We start from the raw sequence: 20,213 nt of genomic DNA on the forward strand, positions 1-20,213 counted from the left end.
CGCGGACCGGGCGGGCGGAGCGGGCCCGGCAGACCGGGCGGGCAAGCCGGGCCGGACGGGCCCGGTGGCCGGTTCCGGCGCGGGTCAGCGCCGGTCGACGAGGGTGAAGCCCGCCCCGTCGACCGCGCCGCGGACCAGGGCGTCGTCGAGCGGCTGCGCCGAGGCCACCGTGACCCGGCCGGTCGGCGCGTCGGCGGTGACCCCGGTGACGCCGGGGAGGGCGGCCAACCCGGCGCTGACCGTCTTCTCGCAGTGGCCGCAGCTCATTCCGTCGACGGCGAGAACGGTGGTGATGGACATGGCGGTGCCTCCGATGACGTGAGGTGAGCTGACACGAAGTGGGACGAGGTAGGACGACACGGGCAAGCCCGGCCGGTGATCACCGTGCACCACCGCAGCGGAACCGACCCCCGGGGCCCACGGACACGCCGCACGGATGGCACCATCGAGTGGTTCCGGGAACCGACCGGGCCGCGCGCCCGACTGGGGCGCCGCCGACCGGCTCACCGGGGCGCGGGCCTGATCACCCGCACCGGCCGCGGCGGTACGGCGGGCGGCCGTCTGAACTGGCGGCCCGCTTTCGCCCGTTCCTCCCTGTGGCGCCTTTCGTCCACTCGACCCCGCCCCACCCCGTCCAGGAGCTGTTCACCGCCATGTCCCCGCTGACGCCCCACTCCCCCATACGCGGCGAGTCCGCCCGACCCGGCCGGGCCACCGAGACGAGGGTCCGCCTCGCGACGGGGGGGCGGCCGATGAAGAGCCTCCTCGGATCCCGGCGCCGGCGGCTCTGGCACGGCGCCCTCGCCCTGGTGGTGGTCGCCGCCGTGACCGCCGGCCTGGTGTGGTGGCACCCATGGGCCCCGGGTGACCGGCAGAAGCCGATGGAGTTCACCACGGCCGCCGGCGGCTCGCCCCGCTTCGGCACCGGCGAGCACCTGTACCGCTACAAGGTGCGGGCGGAGAACGGGCTCGCCGAGAGCCCCGGACAGTTCGCCGCCGAGGTCGACGCGATCCTCGGGAACGTCCAGCACGGCTGGGCCGCCGGCAACACCGCGTCCTTCCAGCGGATGCCCGCCGACCCGGTGGACTTCACCGTCTACCTGGCCACCCCGGCGACCACCGACCGGATCTGCGGCCAGTACGGTCTGGACACCGGCGGCTGGGTGAACTGCGGCGTGAGCCACCAGGTCGTCATCAACCTCAAGCGCTGGACGGAGCTGTCGGAGTTCTACGCCGGAAAGCCGGAGCTGTACCACGCGCTCGCCGTCAACCACGAGGTCGGCCACATCCTCGGGTACGGCCACGTCGACTGCCCCGGCGCGGGCGCGCCGGCACCGGTGATGATGCAGCAGATCAAGGGCCTGCACGGCTGCGTGCCGAACGGCTGGCCGTACTCCGACGACGGCACCCTGCTCACCGGCCCACCCGTCCAGGCGCCGAGCTCCGCCCCCTGACGCACGGTCACCGCCCCCACCGCAGCCCACTTCACGACCAGACCGCCGGCACCCGGAAGCCGGCGGTCGGCGGTCGGCGGGACCACGTGCGCCTGCGGCTGGCCCGGGTGGGCCGGCGATCGGCAACCCCGCTACCCGTCGCTCCTGCGCGCATCGACCTCGATCTCGATCCGCATCCGAGGGTCGGCCAGGCCGCACACCAGCATCGTCGCGGCCGGCCTGACCTCGCCGAAGCAGCGCCGCAGGACCGGCCAGCACGGCTCGAAGTCGGCCCGCTCCGGCAGCAGGTAGCGCACCCGCACCACGTCCGCGAAGGTGCAGCCCGCCTCCGCCAGCGCGGCCCCGATGTTCCGCAGGCACTGCTCGGCCTGCTCCACCACGTCCTCGGAGATCGTCATCGTGGTGTAGTCGAACCCGGTCGTCCCGGACACGTGCACCCGGTCGCCGTCGACCACGGCGCGGGCGTAGCCGATCTGCTCCTCGAAGGTCGAACCGCTGAGAATCGAACGTCGCTCTGTCATGCGCCGAACGCTAGGCAGGCGCCGGCCATACGTCCAATACACCCCACGGCATGACCTGATATCCCTGGGCGTATGGACCGACCGGAACTCCCCCTGCCGCAGCTGTACGCCTTCCTCGTGCTCGCCGAGGAACTCCACTTCGGCGACGCGGCCGCCCGCCTGGGCATCGCCCAGCCGCCGCTGAGCCAGCAGATCCGCCGGCTGGAGGACAAGGTCGGCCACCCGCTGTTCCACCGCACCCCGGCGGGCGTCACCCTCACCCCGGTCGGCCGCGAACTGCTGCCCGCCGCCCAGCGGGCCCTCGCCGACCTCACCGCCGGACTCGCCGCCGCCCGGGCCGTCGGCAGCGGACGGGCCGGCCGCCTGCGGATCGGCTTCGCCGCCTCCCTCGCCCTGACCGTCCTGCCCGGCCTGCTGCAGACCTTCCGGCACCGGTACCCCGACGTGCACCTGGACATCCACGAGATGACCAGCGCCCCGCAACTGGCCGCCCTGCACGAGCAGGCCATCGACATCGGACTGCTCCGGGAGCCTCCCGTCGACGAGCCCGCCCTCGACTTCCGGACGGTCCTCACCGAACCCTTCGTGGCGGTGCTCCCGACCGCCCACCCCCTGGCCCCCCAACGGACCGTCCACCTCGCCGACTTGGCCGACTCCCCCTTCGTCCTCCTCCCCCGCGGGGTCGGCCCGCAGCTCCACGACCAGATCATCGGCCTGTGCACCGCCGCCGGCTTCGCCCCCCGCATCACCCAGCACGCCGTCGAATGGCAGACCATGTGCGCCCTCGTCAAAGCCGGCCTGGGCGTCACCCTCGCCCCGGCGAGCATCCGGCACATCCGGCTCGACGGCATCGTCTTCCGCCGCCTCACCCCCGGCGGCACCCGCACCCGGGTCGCCGTCGCCTGGCGCAGGAACGACCGGAACCCCCTGGTCGCCAACCTGCTGACGGCCTTCGACCCCGACCCGTCATGACACGTCCCCGGTCACGCCGCGCGCCGACCCGCCCCCACCCGAATCCGGGCGCGACCAGCACCGGCGGCGCGAGCACGGATAATCCTCATCGGACCAGGTCACGGTCGGCGCCGCGGCCGTGATCGTGATGAAGCTCGTGCTCATGGAGGAACAGCGTTGAACGATATGCCCGCCGGAGAGACCCTCGACTACCGGCTGCTGCTGGACGCCGCCACGGCGGCCGCGCGGGCGACCAGCGGCCAGGGGCACGTCGCCGACTACATCCCGGCCCTCGCCACGGTGGAACCGGACGCGTTCGGCATGGCGGTGGCCACCGTCGACGGCGAGTTGTACGGAATCGGGGACTGGGAGCGGCCGTTCTCCGTCCAGAGCGTGTCGAAGCTCTTCACCCTGGCGCTGGCCATGGCCCACGGCGGGGACACCGTCTGGCGCGGGGTGGGGCGGGAGCCGTCCGGCAACCCCTTCAACTCGCTGGTGCAGCTGGAGAGCGAGCACGGCATCCCGCGCAACCCGTTCATCAACGCCGGCGCCCTCGTGGTCACCGACCGCCTGCAGACCATGACGGGCGACGCCGCCGGGGCCGTCCGCGCGTTCCTCCGCCGGGAGTCCGGCAACCCGCTGATCGACACCGATCCGGTCGTGGCCGCGTCCGAGGCCGACCACGGCCACCGCAACGCCGCCCTGGCCCACTTCATCGCCAGCCACGGCAACCTGGAGAACCCGGTCGAGACCGTCCTCGACCACTACTACGCGCACTGCGCGGTGTCCGCCAGCTGCCGGGACCTGGTCCTCGCCGGCTCCTTCCTGGCCCGGTACGGGGTGCGCGCCGACGGCACCCGGCTGATGTCGCGCAGCGAGGCCAAGCGCGTCAACGCCGTGCTGCTCACCTGCGGCACCTACGACGCGGCGGGCGAGTTCGCCTTCCGGGTCGGGCTGCCGGGCAAGAGCGGCGTGGGCGGCGGCGTCCTCGCCATACTGCCCGGGCGGGCCGCGGTCTGCGCCTGGGGCCCCCGCCTGGACCAGGCCGGCAACTCGGTCGCGGCCGTCACCGCCCTGGACACCCTCACCACCCTCTCCGGCTGCTCGATCTTCTGACCCGACGGCTCCGCGCCCGCCGGACGCCGGCAACCGACGACCGGACGCCGTCCAACTCGTGGCGCTGATCCGACCGTTGGGCACCGATCGGCGGGCCTGACATGGCATGCTCCAGGCGGGGGCGCCGATCAGGATGATGATCGGCCGACAAGAGAGACACGACCAAGAGGAAACTGGGGGTCCCGTCCCATGCGAACCGTCCTAGCAAGCTTGTTGGCCCTGGCCGGCGCGGCCGGGCTGGTGCTCAGCTCGTTTCAGCCCTGGTACGCGAAGAGCGATCCGAGGTCCGTGCCGGTCGCCGACCTGTTCCGGGGCATGTCGCCCACCCGCACCACCTCGACCGGCATGTCGATGTTCCTGCTCCTGGCCGTCGCCGCGGCGATCGCGGTCCTGGCGCTGCTGGTGCGGTCCCGCCCGGGCCTGCTCCTGGCCGGCGTGGTCGCGGTGGTCACCGGCGTGCTCTGGGTCTACCAGAAGGGCCGCGAGCTGTCGCCGCGCTCGCTCGGCATCGGCGACCTGGAGAACGGTTTCTGGAACGCCTGCGGCGGCGTCCTGGTGATCCTCCTCGCCCTGGCCGTGCTGCCGCCCAAGCGGTCCTGAGCACGCGTCCGGCCCCGCGCTGTCGACAGCGCGGGGCCGGACCGGGCCAAGACGCCTCCGCCGAGCCGCCCGATCAGCTCCGGCCGGCGGACCGCGCCGGGCGCGGGTGGCGGGCACCGGAGGCGGCGGCGGGCCGGCGGCGGCCGCCGGCAGCGGAGTTGGGGCGGCGGCGGGGGCGCTCGATGACGGGGTCGGGGATCGAGACCGGGATGCCGGTGGGCACGCGGGCGCCCGTGAGCCGGGCGAGTTCGTCGTCGCCGGAGTGGATCCGGGTGGCGGTGGGGGCGAGGCCCGCGGTGGCCGCCAGACGGGCCATCTGGCGGCGCTGGCTGGGCAGCACGAGGGTGACGACGGTCCCGGACTCGCCGGCCCGGGCGGTGCGGCCGCCGCGGTGCAGGTAATCCTTGTGGTCGATCGGCGGATCCAGGTTGACGACCAGGTCGAGGCCGTCGATGTGGATGCCCCGGGCGGCGACGTTGGTCGCGATGAGCGCGGTGACCTCACCGGTGCGGAACTGCTCCAGGGTGCGGGTGCGCTGGGGCTGGGACTTGCCGCCGTGCAGGGCGGCCGCCTTCACCCCGTTCGCGAGCAGGGCCTCGACCAGCCCGTCCGCCCGGTCCCGGGTGTCGGTGAACATGATCACCCCGCCGTCGCGGGCGGCGATCCGGGCGATCACCTCGTTCTTGTCGTAGTTCTGCACATGCAGCACGTGGTGCTCCATGGTGGTGACCGCGACGGCCGACGGATCCACCGAGTGGGTGACCGGGTCCTTGAGGAAGCGGTGCACCAGCCGGTCGACGTTGCGGTCCAGGGTCGCGGAGAAGAGCAGCGTCTGGCAGTCGGCGGAGACCTGGTCGAGCAGTTCGGTGACCTGCGGCAGGAAGCCCAGGTCCGCCATCTGGTCGGCCTCGTCCAGGACCGCGACACTGACGTCGTCCAGTCGGCAGTGGCCGCGCTGGATCAGGTCCTTCAACCGGCCGGGGGTGGCCACCACGACCTCGGCGCCCCGGTTCAGCACCTGGCCCTGGCGGCCGATCGACACGCCGCCCACCACGGTCGCCATCCGCAGCCGTACGGCGTGCGCGTAGGGGGTGAGCGCCTCGGTGACCTGCTGCGCGAGCTCCCGGGTGGGGACCAGCACCAGGGCCAGCGGGCTGCCCGGGGCGGCCTTGCCACCCGCGGTACGGGCGGCGGTACGGGCCAGGACTGCCAGGCCGAAGGCGATGGTCTTGCCGGAGCCGGTCCGGCCCCGGCCGAGCACGTCACGGCCGGCGAGCGAGTTCGGCAGCGTGGTGGCCTGGATGGGGAACGGCGAGGTGACGCCCTGGCGGGCCAGCACCCTCAACAGGGCCACGGGCATGTCCAGTTCGTCGAACGACTCGACGGCGGGCAGGGCCGGGGTGGAGCTGACCGGGAGTTCGAACTCCCGCTGGGCGGGGCGCGCCTGACCCCTGCCGGAAGCGGCGGATCGGCGGGGGGAGGTGCGGTGCGAGGGACGATTGGGGCGGTTCATACGGAACCTTCCTCGAGACGGCACGTCGCGAGGGAGGCTCCACTGCGCGGACGCGCGGAGATCGCAAGAAACGGGCCGGAGAATGTGCCGGGCGGGGCTCGGGCGGTGCGGCCGGGCGGGGCCTGGACGGCGCAGCCGCCCGATGGGCGGGCACCGGTCCACAGGCGGCGCAGTGCGGCTCACACGGAAACGGCGGCCGGCGGCGGACCGCGGGGCCGGAGCCACCGGAGCGGCCTGGGGCCGCCGGAGGCGGGGGTGGGGTGGTACGGCCGAAAGGCCCGCACCGGGCGTGTGCGCGGTGCGGGCCCCTCGCTGCCATGGCGAGTGCCGTGGCATAGACCTACTACAGCGGGCGAATGTTCTCCGCCTGCGGGCCCTTCTGGCCCTGCGTGACGTCGAACTCGACCTTCTGGCCCTCGAGCAGCTCGCGGAAACCGCTGGCGTTGATGTTCGAGTAGTGGGCGAAGACGTCAGCGCCGCCGTCCTCCTGCTCGATGAAGCCGAAGCCCTTTTCCGCGTTGAACCACTTCACGGTACCAGTAGCCATAAAAAAATCTCCTTCGAGAGACTGTACGAGGTCCGCACCATGCGGACTTCGAGTCGCCGCGATGAGCACCCGCCGGGGAAAAGCCGGAAAACAAAAAATGCGCCTGCAATACATCAGCAGGCGCACACAAAGTTCATGGGAACCACTACTGCAACTAAATCGACTGTAGCAGGCCCGGGCTCCCCGCGGTGGATATTCCGCATCAGGTTTCCAGGACCCCACCCCCACGGGTGGCGCCGCCCCGCCGGAGCGGTCGGCAACGGGCGGCGGCCCCAGGGCAGTTGGCGCGACCGCGGCAGGCGCGGGCCGGGCGGAGAATTTTTCCGGCCGGGTGGGCCACCCGGGCGCGGGCCGGTTGGCGGTGCGCCGCCACCCCGGCGGGCTTCCGGCGCTCCGGAAGGGTCCGCTCCACGGTTTTTCGGAGCATACTGATCGGGATGACGAAATCACCGGCAGTCCGGCGCCACCTGCCCACCAGTCCCTTCAAAGCCCCGGTCGACGTGCCGCGCAAACGGTTCGCCGTGGGCGACCGGGTCACCCACGACAAGCACGGCCTCGGCCGGGTCGTCGACGTCGAGGACGGCAGCGACATCGCGGTCCTCGTCGACTTCGGCTCCCGGCAGGAGCGGCTCATCCCGCCCTACGCCGAGATGTGGAAGCTCTGACCCGGGGTTCCCCCCGGGACACCAGGGCCCGGGCCCCGGCACCAGGCGCCGGCCGTGCGCGCGACCATGCGCACGGTCTGCGCCGGACGTCCGACGCGGCGTCGGGCGGACGCCCGGCGGAGGTCCAGCGGACCGTACCGTACGCGCGGCCCCCGAAGCCGCCGGTGGCGCAATAGTCTGGGGGCATGTCGAACTCTGATGAGCTCCTCGTTGACATCGCCGCCATGGTGGAGTCCGAGCACAGCAACCAGATGTCCTTGACCGTGGTGGTACCCGGAGCGGTCATCACCGGCAGGCTCGCGCCGATGGCCCTCTGGTTCGAGCGGGTGTCGGAAGTCCTGCACACCTCGCAGCACTTGAAGCCCTTCGCCGCCCTCTTCGCCCCGTCCTCCGCCGTGGCACCCACCCGGCCCACGCACCTGCACCTCCACCGGGCGAGGATCCTGCAGGGCGACTTCGGGCTTCCCCACACCGGCGGCATGTACCGCATCGCCATCGGCGACGTGAGCAGTTGGACGGTGGGCGACCTCAGCTACTCCGACGCGTGACGAAACGCCTGCCGTGCCCGCCCGGGGCCGAGTTCCCGGGCGGGCACGGCAGGCCCGCGTCGTGCCGTCAGCGACCGGTGAGGGAGCGGGCCTCGGCGGCGTAGAGCTCGGCGGGATCGAGCCCCATGCCGGTGAAGTGGCCCGCGAGTTCGAGCGAGAGCACGCCGTGCAGGCGGGTCCAGAAGGCGAGGGCCAGGCGGAGTGCCGACGGCGGGGCCGGGTGCTGTCCGGCCCAGGCCCGGTGTTCGGCGAGGTGGGCGTCGAGCGGGGACGGCGGCGCGCCGGGTGACTCGTCGGCCGGCTCCTCGGCGGCGCAGGCGTCGAGGATGACGGCCATGATCTCGCCGGAGATCCGGGTGGTCTCCTGGGGCGCGTGGTAGCCGGGCACCGGGGTCCCGTAGACGAGGAAGTAGCGCTGGGGGTCGTCCAGGGCCCACCGGCGCAGGGTGTCCACCAGTCCGGCCAGGTCGGTGCCGGCCGCGGCGCGGGCCCGGAAGGTGTCGGCGAGGCTGCGGTAGGCGTCCGTGACGAGCTCGGTGATCAGCTCGTCGCGACTGGCGAAGTACCGGTAGAGGGCCGGGCCGCTCAGGCCCATCTGTTTGGCGATGGCGTTGAGGGACAGGGCCGAGGCCCCCGCCGTGGCGATCTGCTCCCAGGCGTGCTTCCTGACCTCTTCCCGCACCTGGGCGCGGTAGCGCTCCCGGGGAGTCCTCGCGTCCGACGCGGCCACGCCCGCCTCCAGCCCTCACGACTACACCATCAACGTCTCGTTAGAGGTTATCACTCTCCCTCTTGACCCTCACTCGCCCTGACGGTTATAACTTCTAACTGAAGCGACACCATCTACGGAAAAGGAGCGCGTCATGGACAGCGCACGCCTGGTCGAGGTCGTCCTGCCCGGCATCGTGACCCCGGAGGGCCTGGAGATCCGCCACGGAGCCGTGCCGACGGCCGGCCGGGGGCAGCTCGTGATCGCCATGGAGGCGAGCGGCGTCTCGTTCGCCGAGCAGCAGATGCGCCGCGGGCGGTACTACGACCAGCCGCCGTTCCCGTTCGTTCCCGGCTACGACCTGGTGGGCCGGGTGCTGGCCACCGGCGAGGGCGTCGACCCGGGTCTGGTCGGGCAGCGGGTGGCAGCGCTGGTGAAGGTCGGCGGGTGGGCCAGCCACGTCCTGGTCGACGCCGAGGACGCCGTGCCCGTCCCGGACGGCCTCACCGCCGAAGCGGCGGAGACCGTGGTGGTCAACGGCATCACGGCCTGGCAGATGCTGCACGGCCGGGCCCGGGTCCGCGCCGGGCAGCGCATCCTGGTGCACGGCGCGAGTGGCGGGGTGGGATCCGTCCTGGTCCAGCTGGCGCGGGCGGCCGGCGTGCAGGTGATCGGCACGGCGTCCGCCCGGCACCACGAGGCCCTGCGGGAGCTCGGCGTGGTCCCGGTCGACTACCGCACCGCGGACGTGGCGGCCCGGGTCCGGGAGCTGGCGCCCGGCGGGGTGGACGCCGTCTTCGACCACGTCGGCGGGCGCAGCGTGATCGACTCCTGGCACCTGCTCGCCCCCGGCGGCACGCTCGTCGCCTACGGCAGCGCGTCCACCCGCGACGACGACGGCTCCAAGCAGTGGCCCGTGCTGAAGATCCTCGCCCGCACCTGGCTCTGGAACACCCTGCCGAACGGCCGCCGCGCCTGCTTCTACAACATCTGGGCCGGCCGCGCCCTCGGCCGGGACCGGTTCCGCGCGCGCCTGCGCTCCGACCTCACCCAGGTGTTCGCCGCCGTCGACCGCGGCGACGTCACCGCCCGCATCGCCGCCCGGATCCCGCTCGCCCGGGCCGCCGAGGCCCTGCGGCTGGCGGAGTCCGGCACCGTCAGCGGCAAGATCGTCCTGACGCCCTGACGCCGGGGCGCGGGCCCGGAGCGGGACGCGGGCGCCGCGGCCCCGATTGTGACGCCGGCCACACGATCGGGGCGCCCGGGGGCCCTCGGGTGAGAAGGGTCACGCCCGGCGGGCGGACGGGCACCCGGGCGGCGACAGGGCCCGGCAGGACTGGGCGGGCGGGGTGGCGACACGGTCCGAGGGCCTGTCCGCTTCGGGACCTTGGTCGTGAATCCGACCGACCTTCGGCCCGGTGGCGGCCCACGCGTACCGGGCAACCGTGGACGGTCGCCCGGTGTGACCGGGTGATGGCGTCGTCCCACGGACGGCGCCTTCCCTGCCGTCTACCCGGCGCACGGTGAGCGGGTCCTCCCGCCGCCGTACGCTCCGGAGGACCCCAGCACATGTCCCAGACCATCGACAACGCCCCGTATACCGCCTTCCACCGCAGACTGGCCCTGGCCTGTTCCGGTGGGCCGCTGCTCGACGGCTACATCCTGAGCATCGTCGGCGTCGCCCTGATCGGGATGCGCCCGGACCTCGGCCTGTCCACCGCGGAGGTCAGCCTGATCGGCGCCGCCGCCCTGGTGGGCATGTTCGTCGGCGGCGCGCTCTTCGGCGTGCTGACCGACCGGATCGGCCGGGAGGTGATGTACACCGCCGACCTGCTCGTGATGGTCGCCTGCTCGGTGCTCTCCTTCTGGGTCGACACGGTGTGGGCGATCGCCGTGCTGCGCTTCGTGCTCGGCATGGCCGTGGCCGCCGACTACCCGATCGCCACGTCCCTGCTCGCCGAGTGGCTGCCCGCCAAGCAGCGCGGGCGGCTGCTCGGCCAGCAGATCGTCGCCTGGTACGCCGGCTCCGTGCTCGCCTACGTGGTGGGCTACGCGTTCCTGGAGCTGGCCGGGCCCGGCAGCTGGCGGTGGATGCTCGCGAGTTCCACGGTGCTGTGCGTGGTCTTCCTGGTGATCCGCCGCGGCTCGCCGGAGTCCCCGCGCTGGCTGGCCGCCAACGGACGGGTCGGCGACGCGGTGCGCGTGGTCGAGAAGCACCTCGGCGTGCGGGTGGACGGCCGCGAGCTGATGCCCGACCCGGCCGAGCGCGGCCGCCCCGGCGGGCTGCGCCTGCTGATGACCCAGCCCTACCGGCGCCGCACCCTGTTCTGCGGCCTGTTCTTCCTCTGCCAGGTCGGCCCGCTGTTCGCGATGCTGACCTTCGGCCCGCAGATCCTCTCCTCCTTCGGCATGCCGGGCGGCACCGTGCTGGAGACCCTGGGCACCGGGCTGATCAGCCTCGTCTTCCTGCTCGGCTGCTACCCGGCCCTGCGCCTGATCGACACCCGCGGCCGACGCCCCGTCATCATCTGGTCCTTCGCCCTGATGGCCGTCCCGCTGGCGCTGCTGGGCGTGTGGCCCACCGCCCCGGCCGCCGTCGCCCTGACCGCGCTGTGCGCGTACGCCTTCCTGTGCGGCGGGCCCAACGTCCTCGACTGGACCTACCCCAACGAGCTCTTCCCCACCGAGATCCGGGCGACCGCGGTGGGGGTGGCGACCTCGGTGAGCCGGATCGGCGCGGCCGTCGGCACCTATCTGCTGCCGCTCTCCCTGACCGGGCTCGGCACCGGCCCCACCATGCTCATCGCCGCCGGCACCACCCTGGTCGGCCTGCTGGTGTGCGTGCTGTGGGCCGAGGAGACCCGGGGCACCGCCCTGGGCGCCGCCCCGGCCGCCGCCCGCCCGACCGGGCGCACCGTCCCGGCCCAGCGCGTCCCGCAGACGGCGCGCTGACGGCCGCCACGTGACGCAGGCGGCGCCGCCCGGACCTCCCGGGCGGCGCCGCCGCGGCTTTGCGGCGGGCGGCTTAGACCCACCATGTGCCGGTCAGTCTTACTCCACCGTCACGCTCTTCGCCAGGTTGCGCGGCTTGTCGACGTCACGCTTGAGGGCCAGGGCGGCGTGGTAGGCGAGGAGTTGGAGCGGGATGTTGAGGAGCAGCGGGTCGAGCTCGGGCTCGCTCTTGGGGACGAGGATGCAGTGGTCGGCGAGCTTGTCCTCGGGGCGGCGGTGGCCGATGGCGATGACCCGGCCGGAGCGGGCCTTGATCTCGCCGAGCGTGGTGAGGTTCTTGTCGAGCAGTTCGTCGTCCGGCACCAGGGCGACGGTGGGCAGTTCGGGGCTGATCAGCGCCAGCGGCCCGTGCTTCAGCTCGCTCGCCGGGTAGGCCTCGGCGTGCACGTAGGAGATCTCCTTGAGCTTCTGCGCGCCCTCCCGGGCGACCGGGTAGCCGCGGACCCGGCCGATGAACATCATGCCCGCCGACTCGGCGTACTGGGCGGCGAGTTCGGCGATGGCGTCGCCCTGCGCGAGGACCTCGCGGATCTGCTCCGGCAGGGCCTTCAGGGCCGCGACGATCCGGCGGCCGTCGGCGGGCGAGAGGTCGTGGATGCGGCCGAAGTGCAGGGCCAGCAGCGCGAAGGCGACCACGGTGGAGGTGAAGGCCTTGGTGGAGGCGACGGAGATCTCCGGCCCGGCGTGCAGGTAGATGCCGCCGTCGCACTCGCGGGCGATGGCGCTGCCCACGGTGTTGACGACGCCGAGCACCCGGCCGCCCTTGCGCTTGATCTCCTGGACGGCGGCCAGCGTGTCGTAGGTCTCGCCGGACTGGCTGACCGCGATGTACAGGGTGTCCGCCTCGATCACCGGGTTGCGGTAGCGGAACTCGGAGGCGGGCTCGCTGTGCGCGGGGATGCGGGAGAGCTCCTCGATCAGCTGGGCGCCCATCTCACCGGCGTAGTACGCGGATCCGCAGCCGAGGATCTTCACCCGCCGGATCTCGCGCAGTTCGCGGGCGTCCAGGTTGAGGCCGCCGAGGTGGGCGGTGGCGAAACGCTCGTCGAGCCGGCCGCTGAGCGTGCGCTCGACCGAGCCGGGCTGCTCGTGGATCTCCTTGAGCAGGAAGTGCTCGTAGCCGCCGGTGTCGTAGGAGTCGATCTCCCAGTCCACGGTGGACGGCTGGCGGTGCGTGGTGCGGGCGTCGGCGGTGAAGGTGCGGAAGCCGTCGGCGCGGACGGTGGCCAGCTCGCCGTCCTCCAGGTGGACGACCTGGCGGGTGTAGCGGACGAGGGCGGACACGTCGGAGGCGACGAACATCTCCTTCTCGCCGAGGCCGAGCACGATCGGGCTGCCGTTGCGGGCGACCACGATCCGGTCCGGCTGTTCGGCGTCGAGCACGGCGATGCCGTAGGTGCCGACCACCTTGCCGAGCGCGGCGCGCACGGCGTCCTCCAGCTCCACGCCCTCGACGGCGTGCGCGGCGATCAGGTGGGAGAGCACCTCGGTGTCGGTCTCGGAGCGGAAGACGGCGCCGTCGGCGGTGAGCTTGGCGCGCAGTTCGTCGGCGTTCTCGATGATGCCGTTGTGGACGACGGCGATCCGCTCGGCGCCGTCCAGGTGCGGGTGGGCGTTGGCGTCGCTGGGGACGCCGTGGGTGGCCCAGCGGGTGTGCCCGATGCCGATCCCGCCCTTGAACCGGGCCGGGACGGCGGCGGCCAGGTCGGCGACCCGGCCCTTGACCTTGCGGACCTTGAGCCCGCCGGTGCGCCCGGTGACGGCGACGCCGGCCGAGTCGTAGCCGCGGTACTCCAGCCGGGCCAGGCCCTCCAGCAGGAAGGGGGTCGCGTCCTTGGGGCCGATGTAGGCCACGATTCCGCACATGCGTGGGCTCCTCTTGGTGAATGCTCGACGGCTGTTCGTGCGTCCTGGCACCTGCGGGGCGGACCCGCCGACGGCGCTCAGCCGTAGACGATCCGGCGCAGCTGGCGGGCCGAGAGCCCGGGCGCCGCGACGCGGCGGGCGGGGAGTTCCTCGGCGAGCCGGGCGAAGATCCGTTCGTTCGTCAGTCCGCGTGCCTGGAGCTCGCCGTGGCGGCGGCGGACGTACTCCTCGGTGGTCTCGGAGAAGTACGCCAGCACCTCTGCCACGACCCGCGCCGCCTCCCGGGGCCCGAGCGGGCTGGTCCGGGTGAGGTGGGCGAGGAGGTCGTCGTGAGGGTGGGGTGAGCTCGGCACGAGACAGGAGCCTAGGCCGCATCGGCCGCCGGACTCAAAGATCCTGCCCGGATTCGGGCAGACTTTACGACTTTCAGTTCACACGATCAGCCACTCGCGCCTCCCCGACCTCTCGCGCCCCCTTCCCGCCGCACCCTTGTAGCCGCGCCCCTCCACACGTAGCGTGACTTTCCGCATACGTAGCGGAAGACCGGAGGCTTGCTGATGTGCGGGATCACCGGATGGGTCGCCTACGACCGCGACCTCACCGCCGAACGCGCCGTCCTCGACGCGATGACGGCCACCCAGATCTGCCGCGGCCCGGACGCCGGCGGCGTCCACCTGGAGCAACACGCCGCCCTCGGCCACCGCCGCCTCGCGGTGATCGACGTCAAGGGCGGCGTCCAGCCGATGACCGTCGAACACGACGGCCGGCTGCTGGCCGCGCTCACCTACAGCGGCGAGGTCTACAACCACCGCGAGCTGCGCGCGGAACTGGAGGCGGTCGGCCACCGCTTCCGCACCCGCAGCGACACCGAGGTCGTCCTGCACGCCTACCTGGAGTGGGGCGAGCAGCTGGCCGAGCGGCTGAACGGCATGTTCGCCTTCGCGATCTGGGACGCCCGCAGCGAGGAGCTGCTGCTGGTCCGCGACCGGATGGGCGTCAAGCCCCTGCACTACCACCCCACCCCGGACGGCGTGATCTTCGGCTCCGAGGTGAAGGCCATCCTCGCCCACCCCGCGGTGCGCCCGGTGGTCGACCTGGACGGGCTGCGCGAACTGTTCTCCTACAGCCGTACCCCGGGGGTCACCCCCTACCGGGGCATCGCCGAGGTCCGGCCCGGGCACGTCGTCCGGGTCCGCCGCGAGGGCCTGTCGATGCGCCGCTACTGGGCGCTGGAGGCGCGCGAGCACACCGACACCCTGGAGGCCACCGTCGCCACCGTCCGGGCCCTGCTGGAGGACATCGTCCACCGCCAGCTCGACGCGGACGTCCCGCTCTGCTCCCTGCTCTCCGGCGGCCTGGACTCCAGCGCCGTCACCGCCCTCGCCGCCCGGGTGCTGCGCGACGCGGGCGCCGGTCCGGTGCGCTCCTTCGCCGTCGACTTCACCGGCCAGAGCGAGAACTTCCACGCCGACGCGGTCCGGCCGACCCAGGACGGCCCGTACGCCCGGCTGCTCGCCGAGCACGTCGGCGCCGACCACACCGTGATCGAACTGGACTCCGCCGAGCTCGGCGACCTCGCCCAGCGCGCCACCGTCCTGCGCGCCCGGGACCTGCCCGGCGGTATCGGCGACATGGACATCTCGCTGCTGCTGCTCTTCCGGGGCGTGCGCCGCCAGTCCACCGTCGCCCTGTCGGGCGAGTCCGCGGACGAGCTGTTCGGCGGCTACCGCTGGTTCCACGACCCGCGGGCGATCGCCGCCGACGACTTCCCCTGGGCGGTCTCGCTGACCGGCATCGGCGGCGAGGGCGCCGGCCCACGGGAACAGATCCTCGACGCCGGCCTGCTCGGCAGGCTCGACCTGGCGGGCTACCGGCGGGCCCGCTACCACGAGGCGCTCGCCGAAGTCCCGCACCTGCCGGACGCCGACCCGCTGGAACGGCGGATGCGCGAGATCTCGTACCTCCACCTGACCCGCTTCGTCTGCATCCTGCTCGACCGCAAGGACCGGATGAGCATGGCCAACGGCCTGGAGGTGCGGGTGCCGTTCTGCGACCACCGGCTGGTCCAGTACGTCTTCAACACCCCGTGGGCGATGAAGCACTTCGACGGCCGGGAGAAGAGCCTGCTGCGCGCCGCCGTCCGGGACATGCTGCCGGACGCCGTCGCCGACCGGGTGAAGAGCCCGTACCCGGTCACCGCGGACCCGCACTACCCGGCGCTGCTGCAGGCCGAACTCGCCCAGCTCGCCGCCCAGCGGACGTCCCCGGCGCTCGACCTGCTCGACCGGCGGCGCCTGGCCGACGCGCTCTCCCCGGACACCGACCCGCAGTCCGTCCGGCTGGCCGTCGACCTCGCGCTCGACCTGGACACCTGGCTGACGGAGTACCAGGTGACGCTGGATCTCTGACGGTCGCCCCGGTACTTCGCGGCACTCCCCGGACGGCGCGGCGGCCCGGCGCCGCTACGCCGTTCGGGTGATCTTCCGGAACCAACCCGCCGCGCCCGGGCGTCGGACCGTGCGATAGCGTCGCCGACACCTCCCGAATGGCGGGCGAAAACGCGGATTCCCGCCACCGTCCCGTCAGGATGGGAGCGAACCGTCCACCTCGATCCGCCGGGGGATCACCTCATGCAGCCGCGACTATTCGCGATTCTCACCGCCCTGCTCCTGGGCGTCCTGGGCCTCGGGTCGGTCGCCGTCACCGACTGGTCGCCCGCGGCCACCGCGGCGACGACCCCGGCCGGCGCCGCGACCACCGGCGCCGCCCCCGCCGTCGCGCCGGCGGCCGCGGGCGCCACCCCGACCGGCGACCCGGCGGTGTGGACCCGCTCGACGCTGCGCAACAAGCTGATGGCCGAGATGGACGCCACCGACCCCGGCGTCGCGCTCGCCGACCTCGACAGGATCACCAAGGAGAAGCCGTACACCGTGCGCTTCTGCCACCCGATCGCGCACGAGCTCGGCCACGCGGCGGTCAAGCGCTTCAACGAGGACTTCCAGAAGGTCATCTCCTTCCCCCACGAGACCTGCGCGGCCGGCTACCTGCACGGCGCGGTCGAGGAGATGCTCAACGCCTCCGCCCAGCCCGAGGTGGACCTGCTCAAGCTCTGCGCGCCCAAGAACGCCGGCCCGTGCATCCACGGCGTCGGCCACGGCACCATGTTCGTCGCCAAGCAGGACGTCGCCAAGGCGCGCGAGCTGTGCAACAAGTTCCCCAGCGACCAGAACCGGATCCGCTGCTCCGAGGGGCTGTTCATGCAGCTCTTCGGCCCGGACGAGGAGGACGAGAAGGCCAAGGCGAACCTGCCCGCCGACAAGCTCGCCCAGGACCCGCTGTACCCGTGCAAGGACCAGCCGTCCCTGTTCCAGTCCGCGTGCTACTTCTACGCCCCGACCTTCTACCTCTCCTCGCACGACTACCCGAACCACCCCGAGGTCTACGCCGACGCCCTCAAGTGGTGCCTCAACGGCAAGGCCAACGGCGGGGCGGTCGACTGCAGCCGCGGCGTCGGCTCCCGGACGATGAAGTACAACCTCGACCGCGAGGACTGGGCCGCCCAGCAGTGCGCCACCGCCGCCGACGGCTGGCAGCGCAAGGCCTGTGCCGAGGGCCTGGTCAGCTACTACACGGTCAACTACACCGACGGCGGCGCGGCCGGGCGGCTCTGCGCCAAGATCGGCAACAAGGAGATGCAGGGCTACTGCCGCTCCGCCAGTGGCCTGTCCAGCTCGCTGGACTGACCCGGCCGTCCGACCCGGACTGCTCACCGTCCGACCCGGACCGAGCCGCCGTCTCACCTGGAGGGCCCGCGCCGCACGGCGCGGGCCCTCTCCGTAGGATCGGGCGGATCAGGGTGCGCCGAGGACGCCGCGCCTCCCCCGCCCCCTGGAGAACCGCCTTCATGACCACCGAGGACTTCCGCGCCGCCGCGCACACCGCCGCCGACCTCGTCTCCGACTACCTCGCCGAACTGCCCGGGCGCCCGGTCTGGCAGCCGATGGACGCCGCCGCCCGCAACGCCCTGCTCGACGCGCCGCTGCCCGCCGACGGCCGCCCGCTCGCCGACCTCCTCACCGCCATCGGGCGGGACGTCCTGCCCCACCCGATGGGCAACGGCCACCCCCGCTTCTTCGGCTGGGTCAACTCCGCCCCCGCCCCCGCCGGAGTCCTCGCCACCCTCGCCGCCTCCGCGATGAACCCCAGCTCGGCCGGCGGCGACCACGCCGATGTCCACCTGGAGCGCGCCGTGGTCCGCTGGATCGCCGAACTGGTGGGCTTCCCGCACCCGGCCGGCGGCGGGCTGCTCACCTCCGGCACCTCGATGGCCACCATCGTCTGCCTGGCCGCCGCCCGGAACCGCGCCGCCCGCCGGGCCGGGTGGGACGTCCGCGAGGACGGCCTGGCCGGCCTGCCGCCGCTGGTCGGCTACGTCACCGGTGAGACCCACTCCTGCGTCCGCAAGGCCGTCGAGCTCCTCGGCCTCGGCAGCCGGCACCTGCGCACCGTCGCCACCGGCCCCGACGGACGCCTCGACCCCGCCGGGCTGCGGGCCGCCGTCGAGCGCGACCGGGCCGCCGGACTGCTGCCCTTCCTGGTCGTCGCCTCGGCCGGCACCGTCGGCACCGGCACGGTCGACGACTTCGGCCCGATCGCCGACCTCTGCGCCGAGCAGCGCCTGTGGCTGCACGTCGACGGCGCGTACGGGGCCTTCGGCGTCCTCGACCCGGCCATCGCCCACCGCTACGCGGGTCTGGAGCGCGCCGACTCCCTCGCCCTCGACCCGCACAAGTGGCTGGGCGTCCCGGTCGACTGCGGCTGCGCGCTGGTGCGCGACACCGAGGAGCTGCGCGGCACCTTCAGCCTCGTCCCGTCCTACCTGCGCGACGAGGCGGCCGGCGCGCTCGGCTGGTTCTCCGAGTACGGCACCGAGCAGACCCGCCCGTTCCGCGCGCTCAAGGTCTGGGCCACCATCGCCCACAAGGGCCGCGACGGCATCGCCCGCGACATCGCCCGCTGCACCGCCCTGGCCCGCCGCCTCGGCGAACTGATCGAGGCCGACGCCGAGTTGGAGCTGCTGGCCGAGGTGCAGACCTCCATCGTCGCGTTCCGCCACCGCACCCCCGGGCACGACGAGGCCGCCCTCGACGCCCTCAACCGCGAGCTCCCGGTCGCCGTCCAGCGGCGTGGCCGGGTCTTCGTCACCGGGGCTCGCCTCGGCGAGCGCGAGATGCTCCGGGCCTGCCTGCTCAACGCCGACACCACCGAGGCCGACCTGGAACTCCTGCTCGCCGAGGTCAAGGCGACGGCCGCGGAGCTGCAGCCGTAACGCGGGCCCGAAGACCTTAACCACCAGGTCACGGCGGGTTCGTGGAGCGGAAACACCGCACGGGCAAGGTGCTGTCATGGAGCACACCGAGCACCCGGAGCACCAGACGCCGCAACCGACGCCCACCCTCCCCCGGGCCCGACGGCGCGGCGCCAGAACCCACCGCTGGCGCCGCGACTCCGTCGAACTCGCCGCCGTCTTCGTCTCGGTCACCGCGGCCGACCTGGTCGCCAAGATCGTCGTCAACGGCCCCGACGGCCCGGTGGTCCTCGCCGCCTCCGCCCTCGTCCTCCTCGCCACCGCCCTGTTCCACACCTGGTGGTCCCAGCGCCACCACCCCCACGCCCCCGCGCCGCCGACCACCCTGTGGCGCGTCCGCACCGCCGCCCGCAGCTCCCCCGCCGACCTGGCCCGCGTCCACACCGCCCTCGCCGACCGGCACGTCGCCATCCTCTCCCTCCAGCCCCACCCCCTCCCCGACACCACCGTCGACGAGCTCTACCTCCGCGCGCCCCACACCCTCAGCCCCACCGACCTCACCGCCCTCCTCACCACCACCGGCCACCCCCTGCTCGACACCCCCACCCGCATCGGCTAGGGCCTGTCCGGGGCGGTGGTGAGGCGGTAGGCGGGGAGGCCGCGACCGCGAGGAGGTAGACCCGGCCGGTCCAGCGGTGCACGGCGGGGGACCGGCGGCGCAGCGCGGTGGAGAACTGGAACGGGCCCACCAGCAGCGCCAGTGAGGCCGTCACGATGTGGACGTAGAAGGTGACCTGGACGGCCACCGGGCGCTCGGCGTAGGTGGCGGCCGGCCCGCCCTTCGACGCGGCGATGGGCAGGCCGGCCCTGGCGTAGGTCCCCACGGCGTAGGCGACGATCGTGAGCGAGGTCAGCAGGACGACGGTCCAGCGGACCCGCCCGCCCCTCCTGGTCGTCGCGACGGGGACGGTCGCGGTGTCGGCCGTGGTGCTGGTCATCGGTGACCCCGATCGGCTGGAGGTGGGACGGAATCACGTGCGCGGTGCGGCGTCGCGCGGGTCGGCCGACGGTCCGCCCGCAGCGCACACCACCACCCCGGAACGGGGGCCTGCCACCACGCCGTTCGAACCTCGGCCAGTCTGGCCGGGCACCCGGCCCCCGGGCCATGGGGGCGGTCCCCAGGACCGGGAGGGGGCTACCCCTACGGCCCGACACGGCGTCAACCGGCCGGCCTCCCAGCGCTCCGGCCCCGCCGCCGCCACCCCGGGCGCAGCGGGGCCCCAGGGTTCGTTACGCAGCCGATGGGCGGCCGTGACACGACCGGCCGGGGATCGCGACACGGGCCTCCTAACGTCGCTGACGACGCACCGGCCACCCCGGCCAGGCGGCGTCCATGACGAAGG

General features: G+C 73.4%; 20 protein-coding genes. 12 read left to right on the forward strand and 8 right to left on the reverse strand.

The features are described from left to right. Nucleotides 1–84: 84 nt before the first annotated feature. Nucleotides 85–300: a heavy-metal-associated domain-containing protein gene (locus P3T27_RS26140; protein ID WP_280682636.1), complete on the reverse strand. Its 216-nt coding sequence runs from the start codon at nucleotides 298–300 to the stop codon at nucleotides 85–87. A 452-nt stretch (nucleotides 301–752) separates the two neighbouring features. On the opposite strand from P3T27_RS26140, the gene P3T27_RS26145 reads away from it, so the two are divergent. Beyond that, nucleotides 753–1,454: a DUF3152 domain-containing protein gene (locus P3T27_RS26145; RefSeq protein WP_280682638.1), complete on the forward strand. Its 702-nt coding sequence runs from the start codon at nucleotides 753–755 to the stop codon at nucleotides 1,452–1,454. Nucleotides 1,455–1,585: 131 nt separating this feature from the next. Here P3T27_RS26145 and P3T27_RS26150 read toward each other — a convergent pair whose 3' ends face one another. Further along, a complete protein-coding gene (locus P3T27_RS26150) occupies nucleotides 1,586–1,975 on the reverse strand; it encodes a RidA family protein (protein WP_280682640.1) in 390 nt (129 codons plus the stop codon). Between the two features lie 72 nt (nucleotides 1,976–2,047). On the opposite strand from P3T27_RS26150, the gene P3T27_RS26155 reads away from it, so the two are divergent. The 3 genes from P3T27_RS26155 to P3T27_RS26165 all read left to right on the forward strand — a co-directional run bounded on the left by P3T27_RS26155 (nucleotide 2,048) and on the right by P3T27_RS26165 (nucleotide 4,642). Continuing rightward, on the forward strand, nucleotides 2,048–2,947 hold the full coding sequence (locus P3T27_RS26155) for a LysR family transcriptional regulator (RefSeq protein ID WP_280682643.1): 900 nt from the start codon (nucleotides 2,048–2,050) through the stop codon (nucleotides 2,945–2,947). A 165-nt stretch (nucleotides 2,948–3,112) separates the two neighbouring features. Further along, nucleotides 3,113–4,042, forward strand: a complete 930-nt coding sequence (locus P3T27_RS26160; protein ID WP_280682732.1) for a glutaminase — start codon at nucleotides 3,113–3,115, stop codon at nucleotides 4,040–4,042. 189 nt (nucleotides 4,043–4,231) lie between these two features. Then, a complete protein-coding gene (locus tag P3T27_RS26165; RefSeq protein ID WP_280682645.1) occupies nucleotides 4,232–4,642 on the forward strand; it encodes a hypothetical protein in 411 nt (136 codons plus the stop codon). A gap of 73 nt (nucleotides 4,643–4,715) precedes the next feature. Here P3T27_RS26165 and P3T27_RS26170 read toward each other — a convergent pair whose 3' ends face one another. Further along, complete coding sequence (locus P3T27_RS26170) at nucleotides 4,716–6,155, reverse strand: DEAD/DEAH box helicase (RefSeq protein ID WP_280682646.1); 1,440 nt, start codon at nucleotides 6,153–6,155, stop codon at nucleotides 4,716–4,718. A 343-nt stretch (nucleotides 6,156–6,498) separates the two neighbouring features. Continuing rightward, nucleotides 6,499–6,702, reverse strand: a complete 204-nt coding sequence (locus tag P3T27_RS26175; RefSeq protein WP_280682648.1) for a cold-shock protein — start codon at nucleotides 6,700–6,702, stop codon at nucleotides 6,499–6,501. A gap of 437 nt (nucleotides 6,703–7,139) precedes the next feature. Between P3T27_RS26175 and P3T27_RS26180 the strand changes: the two genes are divergently transcribed. After that, entirely contained in the window at nucleotides 7,140–7,367 is a 228-nt protein-coding gene (locus P3T27_RS26180; RefSeq protein ID WP_280682650.1) for a hypothetical protein, read from the forward strand. Between the two features lie 185 nt (nucleotides 7,368–7,552). Next, nucleotides 7,553–7,915 carry a hypothetical protein gene (locus P3T27_RS26185; protein ID WP_280682652.1) on the forward strand — a complete coding sequence of 121 codons (363 nt, stop codon included), beginning with the start codon at nucleotides 7,553–7,555 and terminating at the stop codon, nucleotides 7,913–7,915. Nucleotides 7,916–7,982: 67 nt separating this feature from the next. Here P3T27_RS26185 and P3T27_RS26190 read toward each other — a convergent pair whose 3' ends face one another. After that, on the reverse strand, nucleotides 7,983–8,645 hold the full coding sequence (locus tag P3T27_RS26190) for a TetR/AcrR family transcriptional regulator (RefSeq protein WP_280682654.1): 663 nt from the start codon (nucleotides 8,643–8,645) through the stop codon (nucleotides 7,983–7,985). Between the two features lie 133 nt (nucleotides 8,646–8,778). On the opposite strand from P3T27_RS26190, the gene P3T27_RS26195 reads away from it, so the two are divergent. Both P3T27_RS26195 and P3T27_RS26200 read left to right on the forward strand, forming a co-directional pair. Then, on the forward strand, nucleotides 8,779–9,810 hold the full coding sequence (locus tag P3T27_RS26195) for a medium chain dehydrogenase/reductase family protein (protein WP_280682656.1): 1,032 nt from the start codon (nucleotides 8,779–8,781) through the stop codon (nucleotides 9,808–9,810). Nucleotides 9,811–10,193: 383 nt separating this feature from the next. Next, complete coding sequence (locus P3T27_RS26200; RefSeq protein ID WP_280682658.1) at nucleotides 10,194–11,576, forward strand: MFS transporter; 1,383 nt, start codon at nucleotides 10,194–10,196, stop codon at nucleotides 11,574–11,576. Between the two features lie 99 nt (nucleotides 11,577–11,675). Here the strand turns inward: P3T27_RS26200 and glmS are convergent, their stop codons facing one another. Then, on the reverse strand, nucleotides 11,676–13,502 hold the full coding sequence (gene glmS / locus P3T27_RS26205; RefSeq protein ID WP_280682659.1) for a glutamine--fructose-6-phosphate transaminase (isomerizing): 1,827 nt from the start codon (nucleotides 13,500–13,502) through the stop codon (nucleotides 11,676–11,678). A 77-nt stretch (nucleotides 13,503–13,579) separates the two neighbouring features. Next, entirely contained in the window at nucleotides 13,580–13,855 is a 276-nt protein-coding gene (locus tag P3T27_RS26210) for a hypothetical protein (protein WP_280682661.1), read from the reverse strand. A gap of 204 nt (nucleotides 13,856–14,059) precedes the next feature. Here P3T27_RS26210 and asnB point away from each other — a divergent pair, with 204 nt between their 5' ends. The 4 genes from asnB to P3T27_RS26230 all read left to right on the forward strand — a co-directional run bounded on the left by asnB (nucleotide 14,060) and on the right by P3T27_RS26230 (nucleotide 19,429). After that, the gene (asnB, locus tag P3T27_RS26215) at nucleotides 14,060–15,910 is read left to right on the forward strand and encodes an asparagine synthase (glutamine-hydrolyzing) (RefSeq protein ID WP_280682663.1); all 1,851 of its coding nucleotides are present in this window, start codon (nucleotides 14,060–14,062) and stop codon (nucleotides 15,908–15,910) included. A gap of 222 nt (nucleotides 15,911–16,132) precedes the next feature. Next, complete coding sequence (locus tag P3T27_RS26220) at nucleotides 16,133–17,245, forward strand: hypothetical protein (protein ID WP_280682665.1); 1,113 nt, start codon at nucleotides 16,133–16,135, stop codon at nucleotides 17,243–17,245. 161 nt (nucleotides 17,246–17,406) lie between these two features. Then, a complete protein-coding gene (locus P3T27_RS26225) occupies nucleotides 17,407–18,831 on the forward strand; it encodes a pyridoxal-dependent decarboxylase (protein WP_280682667.1) in 1,425 nt (474 codons plus the stop codon). 76 nt (nucleotides 18,832–18,907) lie between these two features. Continuing rightward, nucleotides 18,908–19,429 (forward strand): hypothetical protein, encoded by a 522-nt coding sequence (locus P3T27_RS26230; protein WP_348534135.1) that lies wholly within the window; start codon nucleotides 18,908–18,910, stop codon nucleotides 19,427–19,429. On the opposite strand, the gene P3T27_RS26235 is transcribed toward P3T27_RS26230, so the two are convergent. Next, nucleotides 19,380–19,808, reverse strand: a complete 429-nt coding sequence (locus tag P3T27_RS26235) for a DUF2306 domain-containing protein (protein WP_280682668.1) — start codon at nucleotides 19,806–19,808, stop codon at nucleotides 19,380–19,382. The genes P3T27_RS26230 and P3T27_RS26235 overlap by 50 nt on opposite strands. Nucleotides 19,809–20,213 lie beyond the last annotated feature (405 nt).

Origin of the sequence: Kitasatospora sp. MAA19, assembly GCF_029894125.1 — a bacterium.
GTDB lineage: Bacteria > Actinomycetota > Actinomycetes > Streptomycetales > Streptomycetaceae > Kitasatospora.

What these genes read in the sequence shown, in the direction of transcription:
- P3T27_RS26140 (WP_280682636.1), bottom strand. Translation starts at nt 300, where the DNA reads ATGTCCATCACCACCGTTCTCGCCGTCGACGGAATGAGCTGCGGCCAC.
- P3T27_RS26145 (WP_280682638.1), top strand. Translation starts at nt 753, where the DNA reads ATGAAGAGCCTCCTCGGATCCCGGCGCCGGCGGCTCTGGCACGGCGCC.
- P3T27_RS26150 (WP_280682640.1), bottom strand. Translation starts at nt 1,975, where the DNA reads ATGACAGAGCGACGTTCGATTCTCAGCGGTTCGACCTTCGAGGAGCAG.
- P3T27_RS26155 (WP_280682643.1), top strand. Translation starts at nt 2,048, where the DNA reads ATGGACCGACCGGAACTCCCCCTGCCGCAGCTGTACGCCTTCCTCGTG.
- P3T27_RS26160 (WP_280682732.1), top strand. Translation starts at nt 3,113, where the DNA reads ATGCCCGCCGGAGAGACCCTCGACTACCGGCTGCTGCTGGACGCCGCC.
- P3T27_RS26165 (WP_280682645.1), top strand. Translation starts at nt 4,232, where the DNA reads ATGCGAACCGTCCTAGCAAGCTTGTTGGCCCTGGCCGGCGCGGCCGGG.
- P3T27_RS26170 (WP_280682646.1), bottom strand. Translation starts at nt 6,155, where the DNA reads ATGAACCGCCCCAATCGTCCCTCGCACCGCACCTCCCCCCGCCGATCC.
- P3T27_RS26175 (WP_280682648.1), bottom strand. Translation starts at nt 6,702, where the DNA reads ATGGCTACTGGTACCGTGAAGTGGTTCAACGCGGAAAAGGGCTTCGGC.
- P3T27_RS26180 (WP_280682650.1), top strand. Translation starts at nt 7,140, where the DNA reads ATGACGAAATCACCGGCAGTCCGGCGCCACCTGCCCACCAGTCCCTTC.
- P3T27_RS26185 (WP_280682652.1), top strand. Translation starts at nt 7,553, where the DNA reads ATGTCGAACTCTGATGAGCTCCTCGTTGACATCGCCGCCATGGTGGAG.
- P3T27_RS26195 (WP_280682656.1), top strand. Translation starts at nt 8,779, where the DNA reads ATGGACAGCGCACGCCTGGTCGAGGTCGTCCTGCCCGGCATCGTGACC.
- P3T27_RS26200 (WP_280682658.1), top strand. Translation starts at nt 10,194, where the DNA reads ATGTCCCAGACCATCGACAACGCCCCGTATACCGCCTTCCACCGCAGA.
- glmS (WP_280682659.1), bottom strand. Translation starts at nt 13,502, where the DNA reads ATGTGCGGAATCGTGGCCTACATCGGCCCCAAGGACGCGACCCCCTTC.
- asnB (WP_280682663.1), top strand. Translation starts at nt 14,060, where the DNA reads ATGTGCGGGATCACCGGATGGGTCGCCTACGACCGCGACCTCACCGCC.
- P3T27_RS26220 (WP_280682665.1), top strand. Translation starts at nt 16,133, where the DNA reads ATGCAGCCGCGACTATTCGCGATTCTCACCGCCCTGCTCCTGGGCGTC.
- P3T27_RS26225 (WP_280682667.1), top strand. Translation starts at nt 17,407, where the DNA reads ATGACCACCGAGGACTTCCGCGCCGCCGCGCACACCGCCGCCGACCTC.
- P3T27_RS26230 (WP_348534135.1), top strand. Translation starts at nt 18,908, where the DNA reads ATGGAGCACACCGAGCACCCGGAGCACCAGACGCCGCAACCGACGCCC.
- P3T27_RS26235 (WP_280682668.1), bottom strand. Translation starts at nt 19,808, where the DNA reads ATGACCAGCACCACGGCCGACACCGCGACCGTCCCCGTCGCGACGACC.